Origin of the sequence: Aquiluna borgnonia, from assembly GCF_013283855.1 — a bacterium.
In the GTDB taxonomy this organism is placed as follows: domain Bacteria; phylum Actinomycetota; class Actinomycetes; order Actinomycetales; family Microbacteriaceae; genus Aquiluna; species Aquiluna borgnonia.
Genome location: NZ_CP054056.1, coordinates 421,306 through 442,992 on the forward strand (window position 1 = coordinate 421,306; position 21,687 = coordinate 442,992).

A 21,687-nucleotide genomic window follows, 5' to 3' on the forward strand; every position below is an offset into this window, starting at 1 on the left:
ATGGAAACCCAAAACCCAATTATTCAGGCCCAGGAACTCAATGTTGACTTCTGGGTGGATGGCCAGTGGGTCATGGCGGCAAGCGGAGTTAACTTTGAGGTCAGGCCCGGTCAGGTTCTAGCCATTGTTGGAGAGTCTGGTTCCGGTAAGTCAACCTCAGCCATGAGCCTTCTGGGCTTACTGCCGGTAAACGGTCGCTCAAGTGGCTCAGTAAAGCTCAAGGGCGAGGAGCTCATTGGAGCCACTAAGAAGCGTCTACGTGAGATCCGAGGCAATGACATTGCGGTGATCTTCCAGGAGCCAATGACTGCTCTCAACCCCGTCTACACCATTGGTTTCCAGATCGTTGAGGCACTCCAGGTTCACTTCAACACCATGACCAAGGCGCAGGCTAAAAAGCGCGCCTTGGAGCTACTCAAGATGGTTGAGCTTCCAGACCCAGAAAAAGCCTTCAACTCCTACCCTCACCAGCTCTCAGGCGGTCAGCGTCAAAGGGCCATGATCGCTCAGTCAATCTCCTGCGATCCAATGCTCCTAATTGCCGACGAGCCCACCACAGCCCTTGACGTCACGGTCCAGGCTGAAATCCTTGAGCTGATGCGCAACCTCAACCAGAGATTGCAATCCGCAATCATCCTGATCACCCATGACATGGGTGTGGTCGCTGAACTCAGCGACCACATGATTGTCATGAAGGACGGTGTGGTTGTTGAAACCGGCACCACCTACGACACCTTCAAAAATCCAAAGCATCAATACACCAGAGACCTACTCGCTGCAGTTCCTCACCTAGGCAAGGTTCAAGTCTCAGAACCTAAGCCAAGGCCACAGGGCATCAAGCCAACCCTGATCTTGGAAAACGTAAACATCGAGTATCCAAAGCGCGGGAAGGTCCCAGCATTCCTAGCCGTCAAAGACGCAAGCCTAGAGATTTACCCCGGTGAGGTCTTGGGTCTGGTGGGGGAGTCTGGCTCAGGCAAAACCACAATTGGCCGAGCAGTTGTTGGTTTGGTTCCAATCAAATCTGGAGCACTTGAGATCTCTGGCATGTCCATGGTTGGTGTTTCAAAGGAAGACCTCATGGCCGCTAGGCGCAACATTGGAATTGTCTTCCAGGATCCAGGAAGCTCTCTCAACCCACGTTGGCCCATCGGTCAGTCGATTGCAGAACCACTCCTGCTGGCAGGCTGGGCACAAGACCAGAGAACTAATCGAGTTTCAGAACTTCTAGACCTAGTAGAACTCCCAAAAACCTATAGAAACCGTTATCCCCATGAGCTCTCTGGTGGCCAGCGTCAGCGCGTTGGCATTGCAAGGGCACTGGCCCTCAGCCCAAAGCTACTCGTTGCTGACGAACCAACCAGTGCACTGGATGTTTCTGTCCAGGCAAGAGTGCTGGAGCTTTTGCAGCAGATCCAAAAAGAGCAGCAGTTTGCCACCCTATTTGTTTCTCACGACCTTGCGGTAATTGACCTGCTGAGCGACCGAATTGCCGTCATGCAGCACGGAGTTATTGTTGAGCAGGGCTCAAAGGAGCAAATTCTAAGAAACCCTCAAGAGGATTACACCAAGAAGTTGATTGCGGCGGTGCCGGTGCCTGACCCAGAGGTAAGGCGGGCCGCTGAAAAAACCTTAGACTAGGCAAATCTTGCCTGAGTCTAACTATCGGTTCTAGATTTCAATCACATTGACTAGTGCTCAACGCGACTGTCTAAAGTAATAAGCGCTGGTAAGAAAGTCTTCACGGGGACGTTTTTTAATCTCGAAAGGCAATCCTCATTGTGAAACTAGAAAAACATTTGATCAGGGTTTACCGAGATTGGCAAAGGTTAGCAAAGTTGGTCGAGTACCTCTTTCGTGACCGGATCACCGGCGTAAAAGGCTACTGGAGCATTTTTTCCGATAATTTTTTTCAGAAATTTTGGAGCAACTCCATATCCCGGCCTAATTGACCTGACATGATCGCGGGATAACATTTCTCCCCTTTTAACATCTTTTACGAAGTACAGGGAGCGACGAAAACGGATATTATCTCTTTCGCTTGGTTGAATGGCAAAGTTATCGAATCCTAGTGATTCCCATACACGATCGGCAGACTCTCGGAGTGATTTAAGGCCACTTGGGTCCATTGAGAACGAGTCATCAGGACCTCCGGAAGTTGTATCCCAGGTGAAGTGCTTTTCGATAATCGTCGCACCTAGCGAAATAGCTGCTAAAGCCACATCATTACCTACCGTATGGTCAGATAAGCCAATTTGGGAGTCAAAAATCGAACGCAACTTCTCGATCGTATTAAGTTTGTACTCCGAAGCAGGCGCGGGATATGAGGACAAACAATGAAGCAGCGCAACATCCTCAGCCCCTGACTCCATCGCTACATCGTACGCTTCGGTTATTTCCTCAAGGCTAGCCAGGCCAGTCGAGATAATCAGAGGCTTCCCAGTTGATGCAGCGATACGAATTAGTTCCAAGTCGACAATTTCAAACGATGCGATTTTGTATGCAGGAGCATTTAGCCTCTCAAGCAATTCAACGGCACTCGCGTCGAAGGGACTACTGAAAATGGTTATGCCAATTTCAGAAGCGGCGTCAAAAAGTTCCTGGTGCCATTCCCAGGGGGTGTGGGCTTGCTGGTACAAGTCGTAAAGTGTGCGTCCGTCCCAAATCCCTCCATTAATTTGGAAGTCCGATTTTGCAGATTGAATAGTGAGGGTATCAGCCGTGTATGTCTGGAGTTTGACAGCGCTCGCTCCGTTGCGCTTTGCAGCGGCAATAAGATCTAAGGCTCGCGATAAAGATCCATTGTGATTTGCGGAAATCTCAGCAATCAAATAAGGGGGCTTATTTACTCCAATTTCCCTGCCATCAATTCTCATATCTTTATTCCATCCCTTCAATCGTAACTTTAAATTTTCTCCCGTAGAGATAAAAATAGTTTGGATATCTCTGACTGTCGGCTGCTCTAATTTTTCCCCACTGTTCGGAAATAGAAACCCCAGGGTCTAACTCGCTGTTTCTCGGAGTTCTGCGATTGTAATAAGTAGGACTACCAATTTGAGGCGCACTTGAAGAAATTGGCAAGGAGCCAGTTAGTAGCCGCTCTAACAGTTTCACCTGATTCTCGATAAGCGCAACTCTGAAATCGCAGTAGATTCCACTCAGAGGCACTTGAAATCGCTGGGTGTCAATAATGTCTCCAGAGTCAATTTCGTCCGCCATTTTCAGTAGCGTCAGTGTGAAATCGGTCTCCATATTTTCAAGCATCCAATTTGCTGGGCTCCAGCCTCGCCCAACCGGTAAAGGACTGGCGTGAATTACTGCCGCTAGTCGAAATTTTGAAGTCACCCTAGAAGGGACTTTTTTCGGAAAAGAAAGCGCAATTAGAACATCTCCGCCGGTCAAAGAGTCAAACTCCTGGGCTATTTCAAGACTCAGTGCGGGGAAGAGTTGAGATATTCGAGCAACTATCTCCAAATAATCCGGGTTGTCTAATCCCACAAGAAAAGTAACTCGTGCAGGAGTCAAACTATTAGAGTCTCTCAATTTGATTCATCACCCTCCCGGCGCCTAGTCCATCAACAGCTGTTTTACCAGCCTGTGACATTTGAGCCCTTATTTCTGGATCGCCTAACTGTTCCAGTGCACCTGCTAGCAGATCTGACTCAGTCGTCCACCTTGTATCAAGCGTGATTGCCGCCCCTGCCTGCTGCAGTATTTTTGCAATCCCACGTTGATTGTCAGATAGTACGACAGTAACGGAGGGGATTCCAACATAAGCTCTTTCATAAGCACTTAGACCCCCACCCCCAATGGCGAAATCAGCACTTAACATGACCCTTTTCATAGGCACCGTGGCTCGCTTACCCCCCCCCTCGCTGCGGCAAACTCGCTTAAGATTGGAGTCGGGTATACCCTCTACAACTGTCCACCCAAAATTATTTAATGACTCAAGTTGACTGAAAATTATGTTGAGGAGTTTTCTTTTGTTTGACAAACCAAAATTTACATAACCCAGTAAGTCATGGGGGTTGTCAGAAATCAATCTGCGGGCTTTTTTTATTGTTTTTAAGTCGGAGCGGATCATCGCCGCTTGCGGACCAACGATGGAGAAGCTGCAACGCTCACTTGGGATGTTTGCTATTTCGAAGTTTTCGGAGTTGCTCAAGCCAGAATTCACAATGACGTCTGCTAAGTTTTCGAAACCACCCCCATCTTCAAAATGAACTTGAGGTAAGCCCAGTTCGTCTCGCATTTGGGTAAATGGTTCGAGAAGTTCATAGTTGTCAATGACTAAAATCCCATTTCTAATCTTTTGTGAAATACTCTGGATCGCTATTAGGTGCTCCGCAAGCGACCGATGATCTGAGACTGCGAAATACTCAATTCCTCGCCCCCTTAGGAGTGTCATTTCATGTGCTCTCATGTGTCCGATGAGGGAAACTTCCCATCCTCGCCTAAGCGCTTCATCTGCAAGAACCAATTGCCGAGACAGGTGCCCACCACCAATTTGGGAATTAGATGACGCGATAATAATCAAATCCCGACCAGTCATTTTGTCTTGTCTAGGTTCCGGATTTAGTGGACTCAATGACTTGTGCAATTAACTTCGAGACATGCTTGACTTTCCAAAATGACAACGATTGATGACAAGGAAGCGAAATGGCCGTATGGGCATAATCCTCGGCATTCTTCAATTCATTGCGGTTAGGGTCGAAGTGGTAAGGCTGAAGGTGGATAGGGAAATAGTGAAGATTCGTTCCGAAGCCCGCTGCTGCTAAGGCTGATTGCAAGGTTTGTCGCACGTGTCTTGGAACCTTTATGATGGCCAGATGAGCAGCACTCTCGTTCGATGCTCCCATTTTTTGAAATGACACTTCTTGGACCTCCGAAAGCAAGCTTTTGTAAAGTCGGAGGATGTCTAACCGTCTTCGATTGACTCGGTCGAGTTTTTTGAGCTGCGAACTCCCTAACGCGCACTGGAAGTCGGTAATTCGATAGTTGAAACCCAATCCCTGCTGTTCATAGTGCCAAGGAGTCCTTGAGCGCTCTTCAACAACAAAGGCTGCCTCATCTCTTGTTATTCCATGGCTTCGAAGGCTCCGCATAGTTTCGGCGAGCTGACCATCATTTGTCAGGGCCATGCCACCTTCGCCCGTTGTCAGATTCTTGATGGCATGAAAGCTAAAAACGGTGATGTCGCTAAATCTCCCGTTACCAATGGCACTCCCCATGTACTTGCTCCCAAGCGCATGGGACGCATCTTCTATTATCTTGAAACCGAATTCCTTCGATAGAAGGTGAATCTCGCCCAACGCGGCTGGTTCACCCGCCAGGTGAACCACAACAACGAGCTTGGGCAATCGGCCCAATGTTTTCGCATGTTCGAGTTTTTCACGCAGACTGCGAGGACATATGTTCCAAGTTTCAGGATCAATGTCGACAAAGTCCACGGTCGCACCAACATACCTGCCGCAATTTGCGCTGGCGACGAAAGATATTGACGTCGTCCACATCTCGTCGCCAGCTTTGAGACCAAGTGCCAAACAGGCGAGGTGAAGCGCTGAGGTCGCACTGTTCACCGCGATGGCATGTGCCGCCCCAACTAAGTCGCAGACCTGACTTTCAAATTTTTCAACTGCAGGGCCTTGTGTCAGGTAAGGCTTTCCCAGGGCCCTAAATACTCGACACCTGTCAATGAATGAAATGTGTTGGCGACTGTAGGGAATCAATATTTTCCTATAGATGCCTTGTTGGCCTCAAGCCACTGCTGCAGTTGATCGATAGTCATCCAAGAGGGATTGTTATCGCTGGAATAGTTAAAGCCGATCTCGACCTTTTTCCAAGATTCATTCACGTCCACTTCATGACCCAAGTCGATGCTTGGGAAAATTCGATAGTGGTCACCACAGTCCACGGTGGTGACTGAATCTTCGGCACTGATCATTTGTTCGTGGAGTTTTTCTCCCGGTCTCATGCCGACAACTTTTCTTTTGAGATCCGGTCTTACAGCTTCAGCAATCTCAAGGATGTTCATGCTGGGGATTTTCTGAACGAAGATCTCCCCTCCCTGGGCCTCTTGCAACGCCTTCCATACAAGTTTCACTCCTTGGTCCAGACTAATCATGAAACGCGTCATTCGTTCGTCAGTGATGGGGAGGACGGATCCGTCAGGGAGCGAGAGGAAGAAAGGTATCACTGACCCTCGTGAACCCATTACGTTGCCATACCTGACCACCGAGAAGCGAGTATTTTTCTTGCCAGCGTAGCTATTTGCGGCGATAAACAATTTGTCTGATGTCATCTTTGTTGCCCCATAAAGGTTGACAGGACTGCTCGCCTTGTCCGTGCTGAGTGCAACCACTCTCTCAACACCTCTGTCCAGAGCAGCATCAATTACGTTCATTGCCCCTAGAACATTAGTCTTGACTGCTTCAAATGGATTGTATTCTGCGGTGGGGACGATTTTTGTCGCGGCAGCATGCACGACCACATCGACTCCTTCAAAAGCGCGATAAAGTCTTTCTTTGTCTCTGACATCTCCGATGAAAAACCTCAGTCGATTTTCATCTTTATAGTGTTGCGCCATAGACCACTGTTTCATCTCATCGCGCGAGAGAACAATAATCTTTTCTGGGTTTTGGTTTCGAAGAGTGAGTGGAACAAACTTACTTCCAAAACTTCCAGTTCCCCCGGTAAGTAGAACAGTCTTTCCATCCAGATTCCAGCTACTCTTCACTTACTTCCCAACGTGATTTCTGCATTTGAATTCAGCCATTTCCCAATCCTCAGGGACGTCGAGGTCAAATGATAACCAATCTGGCAGCACGAAACCTCTCGGTGAGGAGAGGAGGGGTGATGTTGTTTCTAACCAACCGGCCCTCCGACCTCCATATAGTTTACCGGCGTCGAAATACATCGCTTCCAAATCCTGAGTTCGTCTGAGGGCATTCTCTATTTCTCGAAAATTCAACCTTCCACTACTGCTCATCCTGAGTGCACGCTGCACGGGAAGCCCAGCTTTCATAACGCTTACCGAAAATCCAAAATCCTCGCTCTCGGTGAATTTCACGAATTCTCGGACCACGACGGAGTTGATCGGCGAGGTCGGGTAGATTTTATAAATCCAAGGGTTACTTGCGCTTGAGAAAGTTTTTGCAATTACGTGCTGCATCACCTCCGTAGTGTTGGTAAAGTCATCGGCCAAATTTGGGTCGCGGGTTAGGACTGTTGCCCCAAGGTCCCGAGATAGGTTTGCTATTGTTTTGTCATCCGTGCTGACAAAAATGTCGGTAAAAAGCCCGGAAATTTTAAGGGCCTCAATCGGCCAAGTGATCATCGGTTTACCCAAAAAATCTTTGTGATTCTTTTTGGGAATTCTTTTGCTTCCACCTCTTGCCGGGATGACTGCGTATCTTTGATCCAAGTTCCCACCCCACTCAAGTCTGAAAATAAGAATACACTGACAGACAGTTTGCATTTTTGAAAAGACCTGAGAGAAGCAGATCGCATGAGTAGCGTTCAAGAGATTTTGTTTTTGAACAGTGCCGCGGGGATTTGGGCCCACAGCGCTTCCGACTCTCTTCTTTTGAATCGACTTTCTCATTCAGGTGCGAAAATCAGCACCGTCTCTTGCGACGGGGTATTCGAGGGCTTGTGCGCCGTCAGGATGAGCCGAAATAGAACTCTGCGAGAGGTTCAGCATGCAAGTGGGTTGGATTGCAAGGATTGTAAATTTACGTCAAAACTTACATCACTCGCGGCAAGGGTACCGGCCCATTCTAAACATTGGCTAGGGGATTTTATCACTGCTTTGTCCCGACACGAGGCAAAATCCTTCCTCTCGAAGTGGCAATCTATGGACTCCCCTCCAAGCTTGGAATTCGGTGGAGTTAACGTTCCTCAGGTTGCGGCTTATGAAGTTGCCCTGAAGTACAAAAGTTGGGAAGCGGCTACAACTGGCGAAGGACTAGCTGACTACATGGCCGCCATACATGACACCGCACTCATGGTGCTGGCAGCGCACGAGTTTTTTAGGACACACAGTCGATTTTCCACACTTCTAATTCGGTCACCACATTATTCAACTAATAGGGCCTTTGCTCTTGTGGCAAAAAATCGCGGAATCAGGGTTGTTTTTTTGGATGGGAGCCCCAATATTTCCGAGGACTATACCCACCTGATGATTTGGGACTGGGGGTTGTACTCGAGCAGCAATCCAGCCATCAGTTACTTTGATCCTTCCGTCCAGGAAGAGATTGGAACATCCGAATGTGCAAGAATTGATTCACACCTTCAGGCTCTGCAAGCGGGCAAATCCCATAAGGTCTATTCTGAGCCGAAAGCCACAGTGAATTCAACGGCCGGTAGTTTAGCGATAGACGTAAATAAGCCTTCGGCACTTTTGGCGCTGAGTAGCACTGATGAAATCACGACATCTCTAAAGACAAACAGTCACCCGAGAGTGAAGTATCCCGGCACTGTTTTTCAAGATCAATTTGAGTGGGTGCAGGAAACGGTGGCCTGGTTTAGAGACAGGCCAAACTATCAAATGGTGATTCGCGTGCACCCTCGTGAATTTCCAAACAAGCGCGAAGCACTAACTTCACCAGCTGGCATCCGCTGGGAACAGGAGCTCGCCAAACTCCCCCCAAATGTTTTGCTGAACCACCCAAAGGATGGTTTGTCGATCTACGACATCTTCGAGGAAGTTAATGTTGTTGTAACTGGCTGGTCTTCGGCCGGTCTCGAAGCGGCGATCCAGGGGATTCCCTTGATTACTTACGACAGCGATTTGCCTGGCTATCCAAGCGCTATCGGGTTATCGGGTAAATCAAAGTCGGAGTACTTCGAAAACCTGGAGAAGGCCTTGGAAGGTCAAGTGAGTAAACCATTCAAGAAAAATGCCATGCAATGGATGAACCTGTGGATGAACATGGGAACTTCGAGAGTCGGTGGCAGATTCTTGGCGGCCAAGCGAAATTTATTACCTCGCTGGATAACGCTTTCTCTGGAAGGACTGGACCGCTATCTGTATTTCATTTACAGACCGCTAGATCTACTTCGGGGAATCCTGATTGAGCCAACAGACCGCAGGTATGAGAAAGTCATCTTGGAAGGCAAGAAGGACTTGTATCAGTGACTGTGCAGAAGATCGACTCTAAATCTGAAAATGGCGGGACTCAGCCATTGAGGGTTGTTTCCATTACAGACTCTGGCTATGCATCAAGATGTGCTGTGATGCTTGAATCCTCAGGGGTGGGAGACTTAACCACTGTTTTGTCCTTAGATGAAGGGGTCCACAGACTTCTCCAAGCATTTCCCAAATTGCAAGTGACAGATTGGAATGAGTTCCTTAGGGCCAACCCGGCGGTCGCTCGAAGCATCAAGGGAAGGTCCAGAGCAGAGTCGATATTTAGCGTCGGACCAAGTTTCCTTCTCTCCCAGGTGGACCAAGTCGATCCTGAGGGGTGGCTCGTTTATGCAGATGCGGACCTATTTTTCTTTAGCAGCATGGTGGAATACCTAAACTCTCACCCCAGATCAAATGTTGTCATCAGCCCGCATCGGCACCATGCGTGGAATGTGGGCAGACTTGCAAAGTATGGTAAGTACAATGTCGGACTTGTCGCTTTTAGAAATAACTCCGAAGGAATAAAAGCACTGAAATTCTGGGCGAAAAGTTGCCTTGAATGGTGCAAAGACAAGCCTGAGAATGGAAAGTACGCAGACCAAAAGTACCTTGAGAGCTTTGCGAAAATCTCTCAAGGGGTTTTTGAAGACTATTCAAGAGGTGTCAACTTGGCGCCATGGAATTCTTGGTTTACCAGAGTTTCTCGCAATGTGAAAGGCGAGCTTTATGCAGGAGATAAGCCGCTTGTCTACTTTCACGCCCAGGGATTAAGGCGCACTAGACGCAGCTGGGTATTGGGGCATTTGAATTACTTCGCTTTAGCAAATTATTCAATTAGGAGATTCATTTACACTCCTTATGTGCGTCAACTTGAGGGCTGGAATTCCCGTTTCGGACTTGGAGGCAATGCTTCGTCGAGGTCGCCATTAGGTGCAGCACGCCAGATTTTGGCCACCCTAAACTTATATTTGAGTCTTTTATTGCGTCAGACGATCGCTTCAGAGAATATGCCCAAAGAGAGTCGGATATGATCCCACTAAACGATCTCAAGCGATCAATCGCAAGCCATGAAGGTCTGATTATTGGCGAACTTCTGTCCGGTGTGGCAACATCCGGCTCCTACATTCTTGGAGAGCAAGTCGCTTCATTCGAAAAAGAATTTGCTGATTTTCTTGGAGTTGGTTACGTATCTGCGGTTGCCTCTGGAACGGACGCCTTGGTGATTGCCCTCAGGTCATTGGGCGTTGTTTCAGAAACAAAAGTCGCTCTCACTCCTAATGCTGGGGGTTATTCGACAACTGCTCTTCTCGAAATTGGTGCCAGGCCTGTATTTGTTGATTGCGACCAAATGGGGCGTATGGACCCAGAGAAATTATCTTTGGCGCTGCTGCAAGATCCGGAAATTGAGTGCGTTATCGCCACACACCTCTATGGTCTGAATTCACACATCGAGGAAGTCACTTCGATTTGCAAACTTCAAGGCGTGAAGCTTCTGGAAGACTGCGCACAGGCGGCCGGTGCAAAAATAAACGGAAAAGTGCTCGGGTCTTTTGGGGACGTGGCCACTTTCAGTTTTTATCCCACAAAAAACCTTGGGGCGATCGGCGATGCAGGTGCTGTCGCAACCGGCTCACGAGAATTAGCGTCCACGCATTCCAAGCTGAGGCAGTACGGGTGGTCCACCAGATACGAAGTTGAATTACCTTATGGTAGAAATTCACGCATGGATGAGATGCAAGCTGCAGTATTGCGGCATCGATTGGGATTTTTAGATGCTCTCAACAAACGCAGGAGAACAATTTGGGGAGTCTATTCCTCTGCGCTGTCCGGATCAGAAATTGGAATTGTTGGTGCTGAGTCCGAGGAATTTGTTGCTCACCTTGCTGTCTTGGTAGTTCCAGAAACATCAAGAGATAGGGCGCGGGTATTTTTGGAAAACAGTGGAGTAAGCACTTCCATTCACTACCCGGTCGTGGACTATAAACAGCTTGGGTGGGCCGGGGTTCTAGCCGGTAAATGTCCAGTGGCCGAATCCCTCGCGAGCAGAATCATTACGATTCCGCTCTTCCCCGAGCTTGCTGACGAAGAGGTTGAACACGTGGCGCGCTGCCTCACCGAGTTAAGGTTTGAGGTATCGACCATTGTTTGAACTGGTTGCTCCAAAAGTTAGCAAGGACATCCGTGGAGATTTGCATGCCATCGAGTTCCCAGCAGTCCTACCATTTGACCCTAAGCGCATTTTTTGGGTAAGAGAAGTTCCGCAAGGAGAGACACGTGGCTTTCACGCCCACAAGACCGGACAGCAAGTTTTATTTTGCCTGAGTGGGTCAATCGAACTGGTCCTCAGGGATTCCACAGGTACTCAAACCATCCTTTTGAGTGATCAAGGCCCAGGGGTGTGGATGAAAGAAATGACCTGGGGTGAACAGAAGTTCCTTACCGCAGGTGCAATCCTGTTAGTCGTTGCTTCAAACACTTACGATGAAAGTGACTACATTAGGGATCTTGAGGAGTTTAGGGAACTATCCAATTAAGGATCTAAGGTACACACCGTAGTCAGACTTGCTGTATTTTTCCGCTAGTTTTATCAACTGTTCTGAGTCAATTAAACCTAACCGAAAAGCGATTTCCTCAGGCGCTGAAATTTTAAAACCCTGACGCTGTTCGACCACTCGAACAAATTCCGATGCCATAGACATCGAATCGAAGGTCCCCGTGTCAAGCCAAGCAGTCCCTCTCGGGAGGACTCGGGCCTCCAGGAGGCCATCATGGAGGTAGGAATTTAATACATCAACTATCTCCAGCTCTCCCCTATCGGACGGTTTGAGCAACTTGGCCCTCTCGGCAGCAGTTCCGTCGAGGAAGTACAGGCCGGTAATCGCTAAGTTACTTTTCGGTGCTGGGGGTTTTTCTGCCAAGGATTTAACTGATCCATCGCTTCGAAGTTCAATTACTCCATAACGCTCCGGATCGGTGACCGACTGGACCAGAATCGTCGCGCCTTCCTTTTTGGAGTAAGTCTCAAGAGTCTCGCCGACACCTGCCCCGTAAAAAATGTTGTCACCTAGGATCAGCGCGGTTGGTTCTCCGTCGGCAAAATCAGCCGAGAGTAAAAGTCCCTCGGCGATGCCTCTGGGCTCATCTTGAATTTTGTATAAGAGCTCGATGCCCAAATCCGAGCCATCACCCAGCAAATCTCTGAATGAACTAACGTCTCTAGGCGAAGTAATTATCATGATCTGACGCGCACCGGCAAGAATCAGTGTGCTGAGAGGGTAGTAAACCATCGGCTTGTTGTAAACGGGAAGCAGCTGTTTTGAGACCGCAATCGTTAGCGGGTGAAGGCGTGTGCCACTGCCTCCTGCAAGAATAATTCCGCGCATCTTGCTAGCCTATCCAAGGAAGGGTGCGACGTTGAGAGTTTTAGTAACTGGTGGTGCTGGATTCATAGGTTCAAACTTTGTCTCCCGCAGCATCTCTCAATTTCCGAATCTGAGCATTATCGTCCTTGACTCACTTACCTATGCCGGCAAACTCGCCAATTTAGAAGCTCACCTGGGTGAAATTGAATTTGTGCATGGAGACATTCGAGACAGTGCGCTTCTCGATCAATTAGTTTCCAGGGTTGATCTGGTTGTACACTTTGCCGCAGAGTCTCATAATGACAACTCGTTAAATGGCCCTCGAGTGTTCTACGAGACCAATGTATTAGGGACGTTGAATCTAGCCTCAGCCTGTGTCAAGTACGGCGTAAGGCTTCACCATGTTTCAACCGACGAGGTTTTTGGCGATTTGCCCCTCGACTCCGAATTGGAATTTGACGTCGAGACCCCTTACAACCCTTCAAGCCCATACTCGGCAAGTAAAGCGGCAAGCGACCAACTTGTCCGTGCCTGGGTTCGATCATTCGGCCTTACTGCAACGATTTCAAACTGTTCCAACAATTACGGCAAACATCAACATTGGGAAAAGCTAATTCCTGCGACCGTTTTGCGCATCTACCGTGGTGAGCGTCCGAAAGTTTATGGTGACGGGAAAAACGTTCGTGATTGGATCCACGTGGACGATCATACGGATGGCATATGGGCAGTAATCAATAAAGGGGAAGTAGGTTCAACCTATCTATTGGGAGCGAGGGACCGGAAGGACAATTTGAGCTTGGTTACAGGGTTGCTTGCCGCAGCGAAGAGAAATCCAAGCGAGATAGAGTTTGTCGAAGATCGAGCCGGACACGATAAAAAGTATGCCATCAATCCAGAATCGGCTTGGCGGCTAGGATGGCGCCCAAATCATTCTGACATTGAGGTTCAACTGCCTGAACTTTATGATTTCTATTCGTCTCGAGCCCGGGCGGAATTTGGCGAGTGAAGATATTTTTATATCCGTTACTGCGGCTTTACAGAAGTTTTGTATTCAGGCTAACCAGAGGTGTGGCTGATAAATACGACGATCAGGGGCTGGCGACGTCTATTGTCGAGGGCGACCTAAGGCTTTGGAAGAGCTGGCATGAAAGTCTCTGCCCTTTCGTCGAGAGGGTATTCGAAGATTTCTCATTGGGTGGAACCGCATCACCACTAACGGTTTTGGATTTTGGCGGCGGTGGTGGCAGGCATGGTTTTGCAGTTACACGCAGTGGACGTGCACAGTGGTTTGTAGTTGAAACACCTGCATTGGCGACTGCTGCCTCCAGAACTCTGAGCGAGACCGGAATTGAGTTTTTCTCCAGCATCCAGCAAGTGAAAAATCAGGCGAACCAAGTTGATTTGGTGCACGTGTCAAGTTCGCTTCAATACACCAGCAACCCCAGCGAAGTTCTAAGGGAGTTAGTTGGATTAAATCCAAAGTTTTTAGTGTTTGAAAAATTGGTACTAACGCAAAAATCATCCCAGATTAAAATGTTTCAATATTCTTTGCTGGGTGACAACATACCGCAGCCATCAAAGGACTTTAAACTTTGGATAAGCGCGGTGCGATACCCACTGATCGCAATCCCTAAGTCCAAGTTCCTTGAGATTCTAGGCAGAGATTACGAGGTGGTGGCTCATACCCTGGAGCCGGTCCAGTCTCACCTACCAATGTTTAAGGGTCTTGGTCAACACACTTTCCTGGTGAAGCGACGGGTCAATGAGCGATGATTAGTCCAAGTTCTTCGCTTGTCGAAAATAAGGTCCCGGTTGCGATTGTCATCTTCAGGCGCCCCGAGCTCACGAAGAGGGTCCTAGCTGCGCTATCCCTTACCAAACCGGAAAGACTCTTTGTTATTGCAGATGGCCCACGACCGGGGAGGCCCGATGACATAGAAGCGGTTTCAGCTGCAAGGGCGCTTTTCGAAGACCTGGACTGGAAGTGTGAAGTTACCAAAATTTATTCGGCTACGAACCTCGGACTAAGAGCCAGAGTTATTTCTGGGTTGGACGAGGTGTTCCGACAGGTGGATTCGGCAATTATCCTGGAAGACGACTGTCTCCCTTCCTCAAGTTTCTTTAAATTTGCATCTGAGCTGATTGACCGCTACAAGGACGAGCCAACCGTAGCCTTGGTAAGCGCCAATAACTTTGCACCTAAGAAAAGTCGAGAAAATACTTACTACTTCTCGACTCACGCAAACATTTGGGGTTGGGCCACCTGGAGGCGGACCTGGCTTGATTTCAGGAAGTCAAAACCAGTTTCGGATTTGACGGAGCGCGAAATTAACCAGATTCTGGATTTAGTCGGGGGTAAGCGCCAAAGGTCTGCTTTTGCAAAGCTTCTGAGGCTCTATAGTTCTTTAGATTCTTGGGCGGTTCAATTCGCAACTTTCATCTATCTAAACAGGTTACTTTCCGCTGTGCCTTCGCAAAACCTGGTCACCAACGTCGGTTTTGGCGCCGCCTCGACCCACACGAAGTTTGAATCTTGGGCGGATGAAATTCCACTTGGTGAGATGAAATTTCCCTTGACCCACCCAGCTAGCCTAGAACCCGACTCTCGAGAGATGCAGCGGGAATCAATACATAAAACTCTTCGCTGGATAACCTTCCCGATAGCACATCCGATTGAAGCTGCCTCAAGAATTTACAGGTACCTACGGGTTAGAGCTTAGCTTTGACTTGCACGCTTTCGAGCCGACGTCTGACGAGCCCTAACGTTTGGATCCAGTTCAACCTTGCGGATACGGATTGCCTCCGGCGTAACCTCAACACACTCATCCTCGCGAGCGAACTCCAAGCACTCCTCGAGAGACAGCTTCTTTGGTGGGGTTAGGCCAACAAAGTTGTCTGCAGAGGCAGCTCGCATGTTGGTGAGCTGCTTCTCCTTGGTGATGTTGACTTCCATGTCATCCGCACGTGAGTTCTCTCCAACAACCATGCCGCCATAGACCTCGGAGGTTGGCTCAACGAAGAACATGCCTCGCTCTTGCAGGGCGATCATGGCAAACGGAGTTGCTACACCGGCGCGGTCAGCAACCATAGAGCCGTTTTGACGGGTTTGGATATCTCCAGCCCAGGGCTCGTAACCAGCTGCTAGAGCGTTGGCAATACCTGCACCCTTGGTGGTGGTTAGGAACTCGGTTCGGAAACCGATGAGACCTCTCGATGGGACGCGGAATTCAATGCGAACCCAACCGGTGCCATTGTTGATCATGTTGGTCATGCGGCCCTTGCGAGCTGCTAGCAGCTGGGTTACTGGACCCAAGAACTCATCTGGGGTGTCAATCGTGAGATCTTCAACAGGTTCGTGAACCTTGCCGTCAACCTTCTTGGTGACTACCTGAGGCTTACCAACGGTTAGCTCGTAACCTTCGCGGCGCATCTGCTCCACCAGGATGGCAAGAGCAAGCTCACCTCGACCCTGGACCTCCCAAGCGTCAGGACGCTCGGTGGGAAGGACTTTGATTGAGACGTTACCAATTAGTTCTCGGTCTAGGCGGTCCTTTACTAGACGTGCGGTGACCTTGGCGCCCTTGACACGACCTGCCATTGGAGAGGTGTTGATTCCGATGGTCATGGAGATTGCTGGGTCATCGACCTTGATTAGGGGAAGCGGGCGAACATCATTGAGGTCGCAGAGAGACTCACCAATGGTGATGTCCTCAATACCTGCTACTGCAACGATGTCTCCGGGCCCAGCCTTTTCGATTGGGTAGCGGTCTAGAGCCTTGGTTCCAAGAAGCTCGGTGATTTTGACTGTCTGGGTGGTGCCATCCTGGCGAACCCAGGCAACCTGCTGACCCTTTTTGATCTCACCGTTGTAGATGCGAAGAAGTGCCAAGCGGCCAAGGAATGGGGAAGCGTCAAGGTTGGTGACGTGAGCCTGCAGCGGGATGTTCTCGTCATAGCTTGGGGCCGGAATGAATTTGATAATGGCTTCAAATAGCGGCTCAAGGTTCTCGGTGTCTGGCAACGAGCCATCAGCTGGCTTGTTGAGCGAGGCGCGACCAGCGCGACCTGAAGCGTAAATCACTGGTAGGTCCAAGATGGCGTCAACATCTAAATCTGGGACAGTGTCGTGAAGATCAGAGGCAAGACCTAGGAGGAGGTCGTGGCTCTCTTCGACAACCTCGTCGATCCGAGCATCTGGGCGGTCGGTCTTGTTGACTAGAAGAATCACTGGAAGCTGGGCCTCGAGTGCCTTGCGCAGCACGAAGCGAGTCTGTGGGAGTGGTCCCTCAGAGGCGTCAACCAATAGAACGACACCGTCGACCATAGAAAGACCGCGCTCAACCTCGCCACCGAAGTCGGCGTGACCCGGGGTGTCAATTACGTTGATGACGATTTCCTGCCCGTTGGCTGCAGGACCCGAGTAGGTGATGGCAGTGTTCTTGGCGAGAATGGTAATACCCTTTTCCCGCTCTAGGTCGCCGGAGTCCATGACGCGCTCGTCCACGGCAGCGTGGGAGGAGAATGCGCCAGTCTGCTTGAGCATGGCATCAACCAGCGTGGTCTTGCCGTGGTCTACGTGAGCAACAATGGCAACGTTTCTTAGGTGGTCGTTCTTTTTCATGGGGGATTTGGGCCTTCCGGGCAACTTTCTAATTCTAGTCGGGCAGGGTTACCGGCTTGGGTAGTCTTTATTACCTAGTTTGAAAGGGGTGAAGGCGCTTGTATTTGAAGAGCATCACCCTGAAAGGCTTTAAGTCCTTCGCGCAGCCAACCACTCTCAACCTCGAACCAGGTATTACCTGCGTGGTTGGCCCAAATGGTTCTGGTAAGTCAAATGTTGTTGATGCCCTCGCCTGGGTCATGGGAGAGCAGGGTCCAAAGACCCTACGCGGCGGCAAGATGGAAGATGTCATCTTTGCGGGAACTGCGACCAAGGGGCCATTAGGTCGAGCAGAGGTTCAGCTAACGATTGATAACTCAGATGGTGCTCTACCAATTGAGTATGCAGAGGTAACAATCTCTCGAGTGCTATTCCGCAATGGAGCAAGTGAATACGCCATAAATGGCGAATCCTGCAGATTGCTGGACGTCCAGGAACTCCTGAGTGATTCCGGCCTTGGCCGAGAAATGCACGTAATAGTTGGCCAGGGTCAGCTAGATACCGTTTTGCGTGCAACGCCGATTGAAAGACGTGCCTTTATTGAAGAGGCTGCAGGAATTCTCAAATACCGCAGGCGTAAGGAAAAGACTGAGCGCAAGTTAGAGGCCATGCAGGTGAATCTCACCAGGCTCAATGACCTAACGGCAGAACTCAGGCGAAACCTAAAGCCCCTTGGCCGCCAGGCCGAGGTGGCCAGGCAGGCCAAGGAGATTGGCGCCATTGCAAGGCTTGCCAAGTCCCGGCTTTTGAAGTTTCAAATTGTGGCGATCCGTGAGCAGCTTGAGAAAGCGGCAAAAAGCGAGAATGAACGTAAAGCTGATTCCTCGGTGGTTCAGGATCAGCTCAACTCCGCCAGGGCTGGAATACAAGAACTTGAATCTCAGCTGGTCTCGACCGAGCTAGACGCCCTCAGGCAAAAACTTTTTGCTTTTGAGTCCCTAGAGTCAAAACTTCGATCACTTCAAAATCTTGCCCAGCAGAAAATCTCCTTTTTGGGGCAACAAGAGTTTTCTTCTCGTGAAATTGAGGTTGCTGACCTGAGTGCTCAGTTGGCCTCTGCCGTTCAGGACCTAGAGTCACTCGAGGGAGAGATCGAGACTTCGGCAAATGATTTGCGCGAGCTAGAAGCATCAAGGCTTGCAGCCGTTGCGGCGCTCGCTGATTTCGAATCTGCTGAGCTCAAGCAACGCGCAGAAGTTGAGAGCAAGGCTCTTGAGCGCAGCAAGCTCGAGAATCAAATCTCGGTGCTTCAGAGCAAGGCCGAGGGGTTCGACTCTCAGGCTGAGGCACTAAAGCTAGTCATCGCTTCGCTCTCCGAGCAGATAGCCAAACTAACTGCCGAGCAGCTGGCGCTAACACCAGAGTCTGAATCACTCTCTGACGAGGGACTTAGGGTCGAATACGAACGTTCTCAAGAGAATCAAAGTAAAGCGCGCGCCACCTTAGATGCCGCCAAAGATGCCCTGCATGCCGCTGAGCGTGAGAGAGATGCCATTGCAGCGAAGCATGCAGCCCTTGGGCTCACGCTTGAGCAAAATGATGGATCCATTGAGGTCCGAAATGCGGGGTTGACCGGAATCAAGGGACTTCTTGCCGAGAGTGTCTCCATTCAGAGCGGTTATGAGGTGGCGATTGCCGTTGCCCTAGGGACCATTGCCGATGCGGTCGTTGCTGGTTCTCGTTCTCAAGCCTTGGCTGCAATCAAGTTCCTCAAAGGTGAAGGGCTTGGCCGGGCTGAGTTTCTAGTTGTTGACGGGCCGGTCATTAGGGCTGAAAAGGTAACTAAATCGGGCCTAACACTTGCCTCATCGGTGGTTTCAGCACCAAAACAGGTACTGGATGTCCTTGAGGGAATTTTTATTGCTGAAGACCTCAGTGCTGCGGAAGCTGCCCTTGAAGGCGGATTCGAGGGCAAGGCAATTATCACTTTGGATGGTGACTGGGTCTCACGATCACTCATTCGAGGTGGAGGCACTAAGCAACCGTCCAAACTTGAGCTGGCGGCAGAGCGCGAAAGTGCTAGTCGGAGACTAAGCGAGCTAGCCGAGGAAATTACTGAGCTGGCTCAGGAGCTAGAAGCCAGCAGGCAAGCTTTGGATGCTTCAGAGCAGGCAAGCCGAGAGTCTCTAAGCAAGCTGCAACAGTACGACGCTGAACTTGCGGCCAAGGCGGAGAGAGTTGGAAGGCTAATCGCTCAGCTCGAGAGCGCCAAGGAAGATAAGACCCGCCAGGAGTCAGAGCTTGATCGCCTTGCAGAAGCGTCTCAGGCCGCTCGCCTCGAAATAGCCGACCTGGAGAGAGCCCTGGAGGCGCTTCCCCAAGTTTCGGTCTTGACTTCAAACCCTGATGCTCGAGCAGGCCTGGTAGAAGCTCTAGAAAAGGCTCGTCAAGCTGAACTTGAGGTGAGAATTCAAGTCGGTGCCGTTTCTGAGCGCCGGAGTGCGGCGAGCAAGAATGTTGCAGTCCTCAAAGGCAGGCTCGCCGAAGCAACAGCCGCCCAAGAAAGAGATCGTCAGGCAACCGAGGCAAAGCTATCTCAGCTGCGAAGAGCCGAAAGTGCTTTGCAGGCGATTCCTGCAGCTTTAGAGGTGGCAACGGAGTCCGCAACTCAGATTCGCAGTGAGGTTCGGGAGCTTGAAGCTCAGAGAATTCAGCGGACCCAGCGGCTCTCGACCCTTCGGTCGCAGGCCGCTGAGCTTGAAGTCAAGCTAGCTGAGCTCAACAAGTCCGTGCACGAGGTTGAGATGCGCAACCACGAGTTGAGGTTGAACCTTGCCAACCTCACCGAACGGGTTGCATCAGAGCTCTATGTCGACGTTGAGGTGATGCTTTCAGAGACTGAGCTTGGTGATGAAAACCGGGAGCAGCTAGAGAAAGACCTTCGCGTTGCTGAACAAAAACTAAGCCAGCTCGGAGCCTTCAACCCACTGGCTCTTGAAGAGTTTGCAGCGCTTGAGGAGCGGCACAAATACCTTGCTGAGCAGCTCGAGGACCTTTCCAAAGCAAGAACAGACCTTATTGGAATCATCAAGGACCTTGATCTGAAGATGCAGGGAATCTTCGCGAGTGCATTCGAGGACACCAGAAGAGAATTCGAGAAGGTGTTCCCAATTCTGTTTCCTGGTGGAGCAGGTTCCATTTCTCTAACTGAACCAGAAGATCTTCTCGCCACTGGCATCGAGGTTTCGGTTCGACCAGTTGGCAAGCGCATTGAGCGGATGTCACTGCTCTCTGGCGGCGAGCGATCGCTTGCCGCAGTGGCACTGCTGATTGCGATATTCAAGGCGAGACCGAGCCCCTTCTATGTGCTGGATGAGGTTGAGGCCGCCCTGGACGATGCAAACCTTGGCAGATTGCTAGAAGTGATTGAATCTTTACGTAAGAGCTCTCAGTTGATTGTGGTTACCCACCAGAAGCGGACCATGGAAATTGCTGATGCTCTGTATGGTGTTTCCATGAGGCAAGACGGCATGAGTGCAGTGGTTGGCCAAAAACTTGAGCGAGCTAACGCCTGATGTTCAAATTTCTCAAAAGGCTAAGAGGCGAAGAGCCTGCTCAATCTCCTTCCAGCAATATCGAGCCAACGACCTCAGTTGTAAATGCAGAGCCCCTGGTAGTCGAGGTCGAGAGCGTTGAGCTTCCTAAACGAACCCTCGGGGAGGGGATTCGGTCCCTTTTTGGTGCCCCGGTGGACCGAGAAGACCTCGAAGATATTTTGATCCGGGCTGACTTTGGCGTTGAGGCTTCGGTTGAGATCAGCGAGGAGCTAAAACGTGAGGCCAATCGGCAGGGAGCCAGTTCTGATGCTGAGCTTCGATTGCTGCTGAAGGACTTGCTAGCAAAGAAACTGACCCGGAGTGACTCGGCGCTTAACCTTGCAAGTGGCTCGCTGCCTTATGTGATTCTCGTAGTTGGAGTCAACGGAGCTGGAAAAACTACAACCATTGGAAAGCTTTCCAAGTGGCTGCGCGATGGTGACTGGAGCGTTGTTCTAGGTGCTGCCGACACATTCCGTGCTGCAGCAGTTGAACAGCTTGGCACGTGGGCAGATAGATCAGGTTCAACCCTTGTGAGGCCAGAGCGAGAAGGTCAAGACCCAGCTTCAGTTGCCTACCAGACAGTAGAAGTTGCACTCAGCCAAAATGCAGACATTGCCATCATTGATACCGCCGGCAGACTCCAGAATAAAAAAGACCTAATGGATGAGCTTGGCAAGATTCGCCGAGCTGTTGAGAAGCAGGCTCAAATTGCAGAGGTGCTGCTTGTAATTGATTCAACCATGGGGCAAAACGCGATGGCCCAAGCCAAGGCGTTTACCGAGGTTGCTGAGGTGACGGGCATTGTGATGACCAAACTTGACGGCACGGCCAAGGGCGGAATTCTTTACTCGCTGCAGAGCGCGTTGGATCTTCCCGTGAAATTGGTTGGGGTTGGCGAGGGAATTAATGACTTTGCCTTTTTCTCCCCGGAGGAATTTGCCAAGGGTCTAGTTGCCTACAAGTCCTAAATGAAAGCCAATTTGCTTTCTTTGAACT

18 protein-coding genes are annotated in these 21,687 nt (G+C 50.1%); 10 read left to right on the top strand and 8 right to left on the bottom strand.

Annotated elements, in window-relative coordinates; translation table 11 throughout:
• Complete coding sequence (locus tag HRU87_RS02240; protein WP_173493339.1) at nt 1-1,641, top strand: ABC transporter ATP-binding protein; 1,641 nt, start codon at nt 1-3, stop codon at nt 1,639-1,641.
• A 188-nt stretch (nt 1,642-1,829) separates the two neighbouring features.
• Here the strand turns inward: HRU87_RS02240 and pseI are convergent, their stop codons facing one another.
• Genes pseI through HRU87_RS02270 form a run of 6 tightly spaced genes read right to left on the bottom strand, consistent with a single transcriptional unit; the run spans nt 1,830 to nt 7,423 of the window.
• Nucleotides 1,830-2,897 (bottom strand): pseudaminic acid synthase, encoded by a 1,068-nt coding sequence (pseI, locus tag HRU87_RS02245; protein ID WP_213086401.1) that lies wholly within the window; start codon nt 2,895-2,897, stop codon nt 1,830-1,832.
• A complete protein-coding gene (locus HRU87_RS02250) occupies nt 2,881-3,525 on the bottom strand; it encodes a hypothetical protein (RefSeq protein WP_173493340.1) in 645 nt (214 codons plus the stop codon). Before HRU87_RS02250 ends, pseI begins: the two co-directional genes overlap by 17 nt.
• A 4-nt stretch (nt 3,526-3,529) precedes the next feature.
• On the bottom strand, nt 3,530-4,552 hold the full coding sequence (locus HRU87_RS02255) for a hypothetical protein (RefSeq protein WP_173493341.1): 1,023 nt from the start codon (nt 4,550-4,552) through the stop codon (nt 3,530-3,532).
• 10 nt (nt 4,553-4,562) lie between these two features.
• Nucleotides 4,563-5,729: a UDP-4-amino-4,6-dideoxy-N-acetyl-beta-L-altrosamine transaminase gene (pseC, locus tag HRU87_RS02260; RefSeq protein WP_173493342.1), complete on the bottom strand. Its 1,167-nt coding sequence runs from the start codon at nt 5,727-5,729 to the stop codon at nt 4,563-4,565.
• On the bottom strand, nt 5,726-6,736 hold the full coding sequence (gene pseB, locus HRU87_RS02265; RefSeq protein ID WP_246247323.1) for a UDP-N-acetylglucosamine 4,6-dehydratase (inverting): 1,011 nt from the start codon (nt 6,734-6,736) through the stop codon (nt 5,726-5,728). The genes pseC and pseB overlap by 4 nt, the downstream gene beginning before the upstream one ends.
• Nucleotides 6,737-7,423, bottom strand: a complete 687-nt coding sequence (locus HRU87_RS02270) for a cytidylyltransferase domain-containing protein (protein WP_173493343.1) — start codon at nt 7,421-7,423, stop codon at nt 6,737-6,739.
• Between the two features lie 111 nt (nt 7,424-7,534).
• Between HRU87_RS02270 and HRU87_RS02275 the strand changes: the two genes are divergently transcribed.
• The 4 genes from HRU87_RS02275 to HRU87_RS02290 are packed head-to-tail and all read left to right on the top strand — an operon-like array spanning nt 7,535 to nt 11,664.
• A complete protein-coding gene (locus tag HRU87_RS02275) occupies nt 7,535-9,139 on the top strand; it encodes a hypothetical protein (protein WP_173493344.1) in 1,605 nt (534 codons plus the stop codon).
• The gene (locus HRU87_RS02280; RefSeq protein WP_173493345.1) at nt 9,136-10,161 is read left to right on the top strand and encodes a hypothetical protein; all 1,026 of its coding nucleotides are present in this window, start codon (nt 9,136-9,138) and stop codon (nt 10,159-10,161) included. Before HRU87_RS02275 ends, HRU87_RS02280 begins: the two co-directional genes overlap by 4 nt.
• Nucleotides 10,158-11,279, top strand: a complete 1,122-nt coding sequence (locus HRU87_RS02285; RefSeq protein ID WP_173493346.1) for a DegT/DnrJ/EryC1/StrS family aminotransferase — start codon at nt 10,158-10,160, stop codon at nt 11,277-11,279. Before HRU87_RS02280 ends, HRU87_RS02285 begins: the two co-directional genes overlap by 4 nt.
• Nucleotides 11,272-11,664: a sugar 3,4-ketoisomerase gene (locus HRU87_RS02290; protein ID WP_173493347.1), complete on the top strand. Its 393-nt coding sequence runs from the start codon at nt 11,272-11,274 to the stop codon at nt 11,662-11,664. The genes HRU87_RS02285 and HRU87_RS02290 overlap by 8 nt, the downstream gene beginning before the upstream one ends.
• Here HRU87_RS02290 and rfbA read toward each other — a convergent pair.
• Nucleotides 11,653-12,513, bottom strand: a complete 861-nt coding sequence (gene rfbA, locus HRU87_RS02295; RefSeq protein ID WP_173493348.1) for a glucose-1-phosphate thymidylyltransferase RfbA — start codon at nt 12,511-12,513, stop codon at nt 11,653-11,655. The genes HRU87_RS02290 and rfbA overlap by 12 nt on opposite strands.
• Before the next feature lie 31 nt (nt 12,514-12,544).
• Here rfbA and rfbB point away from each other — a divergent pair, with 31 nt between their 5' ends.
• The 3 genes from rfbB to HRU87_RS02310 all read left to right on the top strand — a co-directional run bounded on the left by rfbB (nt 12,545) and on the right by HRU87_RS02310 (nt 15,212).
• Nucleotides 12,545-13,498, top strand: a complete 954-nt coding sequence (gene rfbB / locus HRU87_RS02300; protein WP_173493349.1) for a dTDP-glucose 4,6-dehydratase — start codon at nt 12,545-12,547, stop codon at nt 13,496-13,498.
• A 62-nt stretch (nt 13,499-13,560) separates the two neighbouring features.
• Nucleotides 13,561-14,265 (top strand): class I SAM-dependent methyltransferase, encoded by a 705-nt coding sequence (locus HRU87_RS02305; RefSeq protein ID WP_173493350.1) that lies wholly within the window; start codon nt 13,561-13,563, stop codon nt 14,263-14,265.
• A complete protein-coding gene (locus tag HRU87_RS02310) occupies nt 14,262-15,212 on the top strand; it encodes a glycosyltransferase family 2 protein (RefSeq protein ID WP_173493351.1) in 951 nt (316 codons plus the stop codon). The genes HRU87_RS02305 and HRU87_RS02310 overlap by 4 nt, the downstream gene beginning before the upstream one ends.
• Here the strand turns inward: HRU87_RS02310 and typA are convergent.
• The gene (gene typA, locus HRU87_RS02315) at nt 15,209-17,113 is read right to left on the bottom strand and encodes a translational GTPase TypA (protein ID WP_173493352.1); all 1,905 of its coding nucleotides are present in this window, start codon (nt 17,111-17,113) and stop codon (nt 15,209-15,211) included. The genes HRU87_RS02310 and typA overlap by 4 nt on opposite strands.
• A gap of 98 nt (nt 17,114-17,211) precedes the next feature.
• Between typA and smc the strand changes: the two genes are divergently transcribed.
• Complete coding sequence (smc, locus tag HRU87_RS02320) at nt 17,212-20,667, top strand: chromosome segregation protein SMC (RefSeq protein ID WP_173493353.1); 3,456 nt, start codon at nt 17,212-17,214, stop codon at nt 20,665-20,667.
• Entirely contained in the window at nt 20,667-21,659 is a 993-nt protein-coding gene (gene ftsY / locus HRU87_RS02325) for a signal recognition particle-docking protein FtsY (RefSeq protein ID WP_173493354.1), read from the top strand. The genes smc and ftsY overlap by 1 nt, the downstream gene beginning before the upstream one ends.
• Nucleotides 21,660-21,687: the final 28 nt, after the last annotated feature.

Bases quoted from the DNA above. Each gene is read 5' to 3' on its own strand.
- HRU87_RS02240 (WP_173493339.1), top strand. From the start codon at position 1: ATGGAAACCCAAAACCCAATTATTCAGGCCCAGGAACTCAATGTTGAC.
- HRU87_RS02255 (WP_173493341.1), bottom strand. From the start codon at position 4,552: ATGACTGGTCGGGATTTGATTATTATCGCGTCATCTAATTCCCAAATT.
- HRU87_RS02285 (WP_173493346.1), top strand. From the start codon at position 10,158: ATGATCCCACTAAACGATCTCAAGCGATCAATCGCAAGCCATGAAGGT.
- rfbA (WP_173493348.1), bottom strand. From the start codon at position 12,513: ATGCGCGGAATTATTCTTGCAGGAGGCAGTGGCACACGCCTTCACCCG.
- HRU87_RS02310 (WP_173493351.1), top strand. From the start codon at position 14,262: ATGATTAGTCCAAGTTCTTCGCTTGTCGAAAATAAGGTCCCGGTTGCG.
- typA (WP_173493352.1), bottom strand. From the start codon at position 17,113: ATGAAAAAGAACGACCACCTAAGAAACGTTGCCATTGTTGCTCACGTA.
- ftsY (WP_173493354.1), top strand. From the start codon at position 20,667: ATGTTCAAATTTCTCAAAAGGCTAAGAGGCGAAGAGCCTGCTCAATCT.